An 8,227-nucleotide genomic window follows, 5' to 3' on the forward strand; every position below is an offset into this window, starting at 1 on the left:
GCTGCGATCTTTTGACTTTTTAAGATCAAAAGATCGCAGCCTGCGGCAGCTCCTACAAAGGGGGGCGGTGAGTCAATTGGTTTGCGGCATCTCGCCTTTGGCCAAGCGCTTGTTGATGTCGGCAATCACTTCTGGCAAGTCGGTGATGGTGTCGATCATGTAGTGCGGGCGCGAACCTTCGAACAAGGCGTGGATGCGCTTGCGTTCGCTGTCCAGCGTGTCGCTGTCCAGGGCGCGATAGCCTTCATAGTCCAGCCCCAGCGCGTTGCCCGAACAGATCAGCGCCACGGTCCACATGCCGGCACGACGGCCTTCGAGAATGCCCGGTACGGTGTCGTCGATCTTCACGCAAGCGGCGACATCGTCGATGCCCAGGGCGATCACGTTGGCCAATGCCTGTGCTGGCCATGGACGGCCGTTCGGCACTTCGTCGGTGGCGACCACGTGGTCGGCCACGTAGCCGTTGGTGGCGGCCAGTTCGACGACTTTATCCATGACCTGTTTCGGATAGCCGGAGCAGGAGCCAATCTTGATCCCCTGTTGGCGCAGGTTGGCGATGGTGTCCAGGGCGCCGGGAATCAGCGCCGAGTGTTCGGCGATTTTCTCGATCTGCAGTGGCATGAAACGCTGGTAGATGGCGGTGACGTCAGCGTCGGTGGGCGTACGGCCGAATACCTTGCGATAGCGCTCGGCGACTTGCGGCTGATCGCACAGGGTGCGGATGTGGTCCCACTTGCCCATGCCCATCGGGCCACGGGCTTCTTCAATGGAGACCTGGACGTCGAACTCGGCGAACGCCTCGACGAAAATCTGCGTTGGTGCGAACGAGCCGAAGTCGACCACGGTGCCGGCCCAGTCGAGGATGGCGGCTTGCAGTTTGGTTGGGGTGGTGTAGTTCATGGTGATCAAGTCCTGTGGCAACTGGCTAAATGGAGAGCTGCTTTTTGTGGGAGCGAGCCTGCTCGCGAAGGCGGAGTGTCAGTCGACATCATCGTTGAATGCCAGGACGCTTTCGCGAGCAAGCCCGCTCCCACAGGGGAAAGTGGTGGAGGTTAGATCTCGAGGACTTCCATCTCGCGCAGCACCTCGGCAATCGCCGCCACGGCTTCGCGCATTTGCGAAGGTTGCACATGGCCGATGCAGCCGACGCGGAACGTCTCGACCTGGGTCAGCTTGCCGGGGTAGAGGATGTAACCCTTGGCCTTGACCCGCTCGTAGAACGCCTTGAACTGATAGCGCGGATCTTTCGGTGCATGGAAGGTCGCGATGATCGGCGCCTGGATGGCGGCCGGCAGGAAGCTGCGCAGGCCCAGCGCGGCCATCTCTTCCATCAGGGCCTGGCAGTTGGCGGCGTAGCGCTGGTGGCGGGCTGGCAGGCCACCTTCTTCGTTGTATTGCAGCAGGGCTTCGTGCAACGCGGCGACCACGTGGGTCGGCGGGGTGAAGCGCCATTGCCCGGTCTTGGCCATGTAGGTGTGCTGGTCGTGCAGGTCCATCGCCAGGGAGTGCGAGTTGCCGGCGGCGTTGGCCAGGGATTCTTTGCGGGCGAAAACGAACCCCATGCCCGGTACGCCTTCCAGGCATTTGCCGGAAGCGGCGATCAGCGCATCGAACGGCACCTGTTGCGCGTCCACCGGCAGCGCGCCGAAGGAGCTCATGGCATCGATGATCAGGCGTTTGCCGTGTTGCGCGACCACCTGGGCGATTTCCGGCAGCGGATTGAGGATGCCGGTGCTGGTTTCGCAGTGAATCAGGGCAACGTGGGTGATGCCATCGTCGGCCCGCAGCAGGCGGTCGACGTCGGCAGCGGTGGTCGGTTCGTCTTCGGCGGTCTCGAACGTACTGAACGAGCGGCCCAGCACTTCGCAAATCTTCGCCAGGCGCTTGCCGTAGGCACCGTTGATCAGCACCAGGATCTTGCCGTCGCGTGGCACCAGCGTGCCGATCGCCGCTTCCACGGCGAAGGTGCCGCTGCCTTGCAGGGGCACACAGTGGTGGCTGGCCGCGCCGTTGATGATCGCCAGCAGTTGGTCGCACAGGCTGGCGGTCAACTGGTTGAATCGGTCATCCCATGAACCCCAGTCAACCATCATCGCCTGGCGGGTGCGGGCCGACGTCGTCAACGGGCCGGGGGTGAGCAGGATGGGGGCGGCAGTACTCATTCTCGTGTCCTCGCAATCGATGGGATCAAGCTACGGGGCTTAAATTGCAATTTGCCGAGCTATCAATCAAATTGTTTGTCGTTATGCCAGCCATCAGTGAGACTTATTCATGAACCTGTTTCAGCTCCGTGCCTTCGATGCCGTGGCCCGTGAGGGCAGCTTCACTCGCGCCGCTGCTCGACTGTTCATCAGCCAGCCGGCGGTCACCGGGCACATCAAGGCGCTGGAGGAGCACTACCAGATCACCCTGTTGCGCCGCACCGCGCGACGGGTGGAGCTGACGGAGGAGGGCACCCGACTGGCGGCGATCACCCGGGCGATGTTTGGTCTGGCCGAAGAAGCGCAAGCGATGCTGGAGGCCAACCGGCAGTTATTGACCGGGCGCCTGGAAGTGGCGGCGGACGGTCCGCACATGGTCATGCCGATGCTCGCGAGCCTGCGTGCGCGTTATCCGGGGATCACCGTGAACCTGCGCTTGGGCAATGCCCAGGAAACCCTGGCGGCGTTGTTGTCCGAGCATGCCGACGTGGCGGTACTGACCGAGGTCGAACCGCGCAAGGGCCTGCACTTGCAGGCCCTGAGCGAATCGCGGATATGCGCGCTGGTACCCGAGGGGCATCCCTGGGCGCGGCGCACCAAAGGCGTACCGCTCAAGGATCTGGACCAGGTGATCATGGTGTTGCGTGAACCGAGTTCGATCACCCGGCGTACCTTCGATGACGCCTGCGTACAGGCGAAGGTCAATCCGCGGGTGTTGCTGGAGCTGGACAGCCGCGAAGCGGTGACCGAGGCGGTCGCTGCCGAGCTGGGCGTGGGCGTGGTGTCGTCGGTGGAGGTCAGCCATGACCCGCGGGTGGCGGCGGTGCCGATCATCGGGGAGGGGTTGGTCAATCGGCACATGATGGGGTGCATGGAGCGGCGGCGGGACTTGCGTTTGATCCAGGCGTTTTTCGGCTTGGCGCCTTCCAGGTAGACCGACTCGTCTGCCTTCGCGAGCAGGCTCGCTCCCACAGTGGTTTTGTGTGCGACACAAATCCCTTGTGGGAGCGAGCCTGCTCGCGAAGGGGCCTGGCCTGCCTACACCAGACTTTCGCGAACCATCTCCAGAAACGTCGCCACAATCCGCCGCGAGCTCTGTTCACGCAAACACACCAGCGTTTCCGTCAACCGCCGTTTGCAATCGGTGATCGGCAACGCGCATACCCGTGAGTCGGCGCCGAATTCAGCCGCCGAGACCACGCCAATCCCGATTCCCACCACCACCGCCTCACGGGCGGCTTCCCGACCCTCGACCTGGATCGCAGGGCGAATGCGGAACCCCGCCCCGGCCATTTCTTCTTCCAGGGTCTGACGGGTCACCGAACCGATTTCGCGCAATACCAGCGGCGTGTCATCCAGGTCCGCGAGGGTGATGGATTGGCGATCCGCCCACGGGTGATTGCGCGACACGAATGCCACCATCGGGTCATTGCGCAGCGGCAGCGAGATCAATCGTTCGTCGCTCACCTCGCGACCGAGCAACGCCAGGTCGGCCTGGTAATTGAACAATCGGAACAGCGACTCATCGGTGTTGCCGGTTTCGATCTTCACGCTGATGCCGGGGTAGCGTTCGCAGAAGCGCGCGATCTGTGGCAGTACATGCACTGGCGCGTCCACCGCCAGAATCAGGCTGCCGGTCTGCAATGCCTGGGAATCCTGCAACAATTCCTGGGCTTCGGCTTCGATCACGAACAGTTTCTGGGTGACGCTCAACAAGCGCTCGCCCAGGTCGGTGAGGCGTACCGAGCGTTTGTTGCGGTGGAACAGCAAAACACCGTAGCGTTCTTCGAGTTTGCGCACCTGGTCGGAAATCGCAGGCTGGGTGAGAAACAACCGTTCGGCGGCTTTGGTGAAGTTGCCATGCACAGCCACGGCATGGAAGGCTTTGAGTTGGGCGTGGGAAACCGACATGGGAATCTCCAGTAACAAGCTGCGCTTATTTTGGAAATACGATAAAGCGATTTCACTTATTAATCAGTAATTGTTTCTATTGATCTCAGGTTCCGTGACTGCTCGGTCGAACAGCGCGGATGCCATGAGCCCTTGCGTGCAGGACACAGGACTCATCTGACCGGAATCGCCCACGGGGACAAGGTGATTTCGCAGTGCTCAACAATAAGAACACAGGCGTTTTCTTTCAGATCTGCCGGCACACTCATACCCTGAGGTCAGAACCACAATGAACCAGCACATCGGCACCCTCAAACGTTGGCGCGTGCAGATCTTCGCGATCACCTGGCTTGCCTACGCCGCTTTCTACTTCACCCGCAAAGCATTTTCCGTGGCCAAGCTCGGCATCGGCGAAGACCCGACCTTCATGCTCGACAAGATGGCCATGGCCAACCTCGACGCGATCTACCTGGCCGCCTACGCCATCGGCCAATTCACCTGGGGCATCCTGGCCGACCGCTTCGGGCCGCGGGTGGTGGTGCTGGGAGGGTTGCTGATTTCCGCCGCAGCGGCACTGGTGATGGGCAGTTTCGCCACCTTGCCGATCTTCGCCACCTGCATGCTGATCCAAGGCCTGGCGCAGTCCACCGGTTGGTCGGGGTTGTGCAAGAACCTTGGCAGTTTCTTTCCCGCCCAACAGCGCGGGCAGGTGCTGGGCCTGTGGAGTTCCTGCTACGCCTTCGGTGGCCTGGTGGCATCGCCGTTTGCCGGTTGGTGGGCTTATACGCTGATCGGCAGCTGGCATGCGGCGTTCATTTCCAGTGCGGCGGTGGTTGGGCTGGTCGCCGTGCTGTTTTTTATTTTCCAACGCAATACACCGCAAGACGTCGGCTTGCCGGCGGTTGAGCCGGAGCCGGAGCCGCAGCTGAGCGTCGAGGAGGCCCATGCCCAAAGCAAGATCAGCCTGTGGGAGCCGTTGAAGGACATCCTGCGCAACCGTACGGTGCTGGTGCTGGGGTTGGCGTATTTCATGCTCAAGCCGGCGCGCTACGCGATTCTGCTCTGGGGCCCGGTGATCGTTTTCGAACAGATGCCCTCGGTGGGCAAGGTCGGCGCGGCGATCATTCCTACCGCGTTCGAACTGGCCGGCTTGCTCGGGCCGATCATGCTCGGCCTGGCCTCGGACAAACTGTTCGGCGCCCGGCGCATGCCAGCCTGCGTGCTGAGCCTGTTGGCATTGACCGTGTCCCTGGGGTTTTTCATGGGTGCGCTGCACAGCGGTAGCGTGGTGCTGGTGGTGGCCCTGTTGTTCTTCATGGGCCTGACGCTCTACGGACCTGACTCGATGATCAGCGGTGCGGCCGCCATCGACTTCGGCACCGCCAAGGCGGGTGCTACGGCAGCGGGGTTCGTCAACGGTTGCGGTTCGGTCGGGGCGATTCTCGGTGGGTTGCTGCCAGGCTACTTCGACAGCGTTACCGTCTTCATCGTCTTTGCCGGCTGTGCGTTGTTCTCTGCCGTGGTACTCATCCCGCACTGGAACAGCCGCCCTGCGGGCCAAGGTAGCCACAAGGCCCGCGTGCCCAATCAGGCGATCACCATAAAAACCCTGCGCACCTGAACGGTCACTCGGGGTCGGTGCGATTGATCAGCCAGTCGAGCAGCAGGCGGGTGTCGCTGTGGCGGGTGTCGGTGCGTACCGCTGGCGGGCTGCGCAGCTGCCCACCGCTGGCGCAGAACACCGGTCGGTCGGGGTCGCTGTCGAGAAAACTGACCCAGCCGTCGCTGCCGGCCATTGGCAGCTGGCTCGGTTCCCCGGGGGCAGGGGACATCGCCAGCGCGACAGGCAGCCAGAGGCCGGTGCTCGCCTTGGGATCGACCTCCCTGCCTGGCCACAAAGTCACCAGCAGGCGGCCTTGATCATCCTGTTTTGCGTGCTGCCCGGGCAGGCCATGGACCCGGGCGGGCTGGAAGCCAGGGATGCGCGGCCTGGCCTGGTCCAGGGGTGGGCGAAAAACCGTCGACCAGGGAATGGCCGTGAACTGATTGTGATAACGCCGGGCAATGCTGTCCTGAGACAGGATCGAACCCTGCTGGCCATGATGCCGTGCCTGGCAGACCAGCCATTGGTCGTTGAACCCCGGCACGGGATGCTCGGCTATCTGCACGATGCGTGCGCTGCGTAACAGGCCCTGATTGCTTTTTCCGTGGAGCTGCAATTGCTGGCAACGCATACGCTGCAGGTCGCGGCGCTCGAGTTGATCTCGATGACGTTGCTCCTGGGAAGGGCGGGGTACACAGGTGTGGGAAAAAGCGTGATTGGCCGCGCCTTCATCGATCGCAATCCCACGATTTTTCGCCGCCACTCGTGGGTAAACGGCTTGTGAGTCATGGCGCTGGAACAACTCGCTGATCACAGGCGTGGTGCCATCGCCTGGTTCATCGCCCTGGAAAGGCATCAGCAGCGGCTCCTGGGGAAAGCTCATGTTGTCGTCGGCCAACACCAGTACATGACCGTCACGCCGGTGTTCGAAGTGATAGTGAATGCCTTCCTCCTCGCACAGGCGCTGCAGCAAGGCCAAGTCGGTTTCCTCGTACTGAATGCAAAAAGGCCGCAGGGGATAAAGCCCGTCTGCCAGCTCCAGGCGATAGCTGTCGGCGGGCAGGTCATGTTCTTCCAGCAGCTGGCGCAGGATCATCGGCACGCTGAGGTGCTGGAAGATCCGCCGCGATGGGTATCGATCCAGCGCTTGAAGGGCCGGCACCAGGACCAGTTTATAGCTCACCCGACCTTGCCCCCGGTGTTCGCAGCTGGCGCTGTGCAATACGCCATGAATGCCCTGGCCTTGCCCAAGGTCGAGCAACGCCGATTGTTGCAGAAGCCGTTCAAGGTTGAGGGCCGGTGCCAGGCCGATCACTTCGATATCGAATCGATAGGGTTGGTTGAGGGCCTCGTGCCCACTGAACTGCACAACTTGCAAACTCAGGTGGTCGTCGAGGAGTGTCAGGGTGTAGGGACTTTCCTTGTCGTTGTGCATCGGACGTGTTTCTACCATGGAGTACGGCCACAGAGAGTACGAAACCCGCATGCCTTGTGGACATCGCCAATCCAAATTTCAGAATTGCCCTACAACCATCGGTAAAGATGCCGATCCTTGGATGACCCTGAGATTTTTTGGTCGATTGCCAACTTTAGGCCGTATAAACTTGGCGCCATGCGTCGGCCAATAGATGTTTCGGCGCCATAGACAAGAGAGTGAGTAATGGGCGCACAGTGGAAGGTTAAACACAAAGAAGCGGCAGCCAATGCCAAGGGCAAGATCTTCGGCAAACTGGTGAAGGAAATCACCATTGCTGCGCGCAACGGTGCCGATACCGCCACCAACGCACACCTGCGTCTGGTGGTCGAACAGGCCAAGAAAGCTTCGATGCCAAAGGAAACCCTGGATCGCGCGATCAAGAAAGGCGCCGGTCTGCTGGGCGAAACCGTGCAATACCATCGCGTGACCTATGAAGGCTTCGCGCCGCACCAGGTACCGCTGATCGTCGAGTGCGTAACGGACAACATCAACCGCACCGTCGCTGAAATCCGCGTTGCTTTTCGCAAGGGCCAACTGGGCGCTTCCGGTTCGGTGGCTTGGGACTTCAACCACGTGGGCATGATCGAGGCCTCGCCGGACACCCCCGATGCCGATCCGGAAATGGCCGCCATCGAAGCCGGTGCCCAGGATTTCGAACCAGGCGAAGACGGCGCGACGCTGTTCCTGACCGAACCTACGGACCTGGACGCGGTACAAAAAGCCCTGCCTGAGCAAGGTTTCACCGTGTTGTCGGCCAAGTTGGGCTACCAGCCGAAGAACCCGGTCAGCGGCCTGAGCGACGAGCAAATGGCTGAGGTCGAAGCGTTCCTTGAAGGGCTCGATAACCATGATGACGTGCAGGATATGTTTGTCGGCCTGGCGGGTTGATTTGCGCCCTCGCGGCGACTGAAAAAACAACCCCGTAGGAGCCAGGCTTTGCCGGAGAAGGCCGACCTATGTTTTGTTGACTGCGTACATATCCATTCCTGCGGTAACGGCCGCTTATGGTTTCGCTCTTACAGCGAGTCACTTGGAAAAGCCCCAAGTAACCAAGGG

Annotated in this window: 7 protein-coding genes; 3 read left to right on the plus strand and 4 right to left on the minus strand. The window is 61.4% G+C overall.

Annotated features, from left to right (window positions below; all coding sequences use genetic code 11):
• Nucleotides 1-72: 72 nt before the first annotated feature.
• Both phnX and QLG10_RS07675 read right to left on the minus strand, forming a co-directional pair.
• Entirely contained in the window at nucleotides 73-900 is an 828-nt protein-coding gene (phnX, locus tag QLG10_RS07670; RefSeq protein WP_110754367.1) for a phosphonoacetaldehyde hydrolase, read from the minus strand.
• Between the two features lie 152 nt (nucleotides 901-1,052).
• Nucleotides 1,053-2,162, minus strand: a complete 1,110-nt coding sequence (locus QLG10_RS07675; protein WP_188264978.1) for a 2-aminoethylphosphonate--pyruvate transaminase — start codon at nucleotides 2,160-2,162, stop codon at nucleotides 1,053-1,055.
• 109 nt (nucleotides 2,163-2,271) lie between these two features.
• Between QLG10_RS07675 and QLG10_RS07680 the strand changes: the two genes are divergently transcribed.
• Nucleotides 2,272-3,135, plus strand: coding sequence for a LysR substrate-binding domain-containing protein (locus tag QLG10_RS07680; protein WP_020800255.1), 864 nt, complete (start codon nucleotides 2,272-2,274; stop codon nucleotides 3,133-3,135).
• 104 nt (nucleotides 3,136-3,239) lie between these two features.
• Here the strand turns inward: QLG10_RS07680 and QLG10_RS07685 are convergent, their stop codons facing one another.
• Nucleotides 3,240-4,112, minus strand: coding sequence for a LysR family transcriptional regulator (locus QLG10_RS07685; RefSeq protein ID WP_020800256.1), 873 nt, complete (start codon nucleotides 4,110-4,112; stop codon nucleotides 3,240-3,242).
• 268 nt (nucleotides 4,113-4,380) lie between these two features.
• Here QLG10_RS07685 and QLG10_RS07690 point away from each other — a divergent pair, with 268 nt between their 5' ends.
• A complete protein-coding gene (locus QLG10_RS07690) occupies nucleotides 4,381-5,712 on the plus strand; it encodes an MFS transporter (RefSeq protein WP_110754363.1) in 1,332 nt (443 codons plus the stop codon).
• Nucleotides 5,713-5,716: 4 nt separating this feature from the next.
• Here QLG10_RS07690 and tssI read toward each other — a convergent pair whose 3' ends face one another.
• Nucleotides 5,717-7,129, minus strand: a complete 1,413-nt coding sequence (tssI, locus tag QLG10_RS07695; RefSeq protein ID WP_282486551.1) for a type VI secretion system tip protein TssI/VgrG — start codon at nucleotides 7,127-7,129, stop codon at nucleotides 5,717-5,719.
• 225 nt (nucleotides 7,130-7,354) lie between these two features.
• Here tssI and QLG10_RS07700 point away from each other — a divergent pair, with 225 nt between their 5' ends.
• Complete coding sequence (locus QLG10_RS07700; RefSeq protein WP_008063883.1) at nucleotides 7,355-8,059, plus strand: YebC/PmpR family DNA-binding transcriptional regulator; 705 nt, start codon at nucleotides 7,355-7,357, stop codon at nucleotides 8,057-8,059.
• Nucleotides 8,060-8,227: the final 168 nt, after the last annotated feature.

The sequence above is a fragment of the Pseudomonas sp. V98_8 genome, from assembly GCF_029967975.1.
In the GTDB taxonomy this organism is placed as follows: domain Bacteria; phylum Pseudomonadota; class Gammaproteobacteria; order Pseudomonadales; family Pseudomonadaceae; genus Aquipseudomonas; species Aquipseudomonas umsongensis.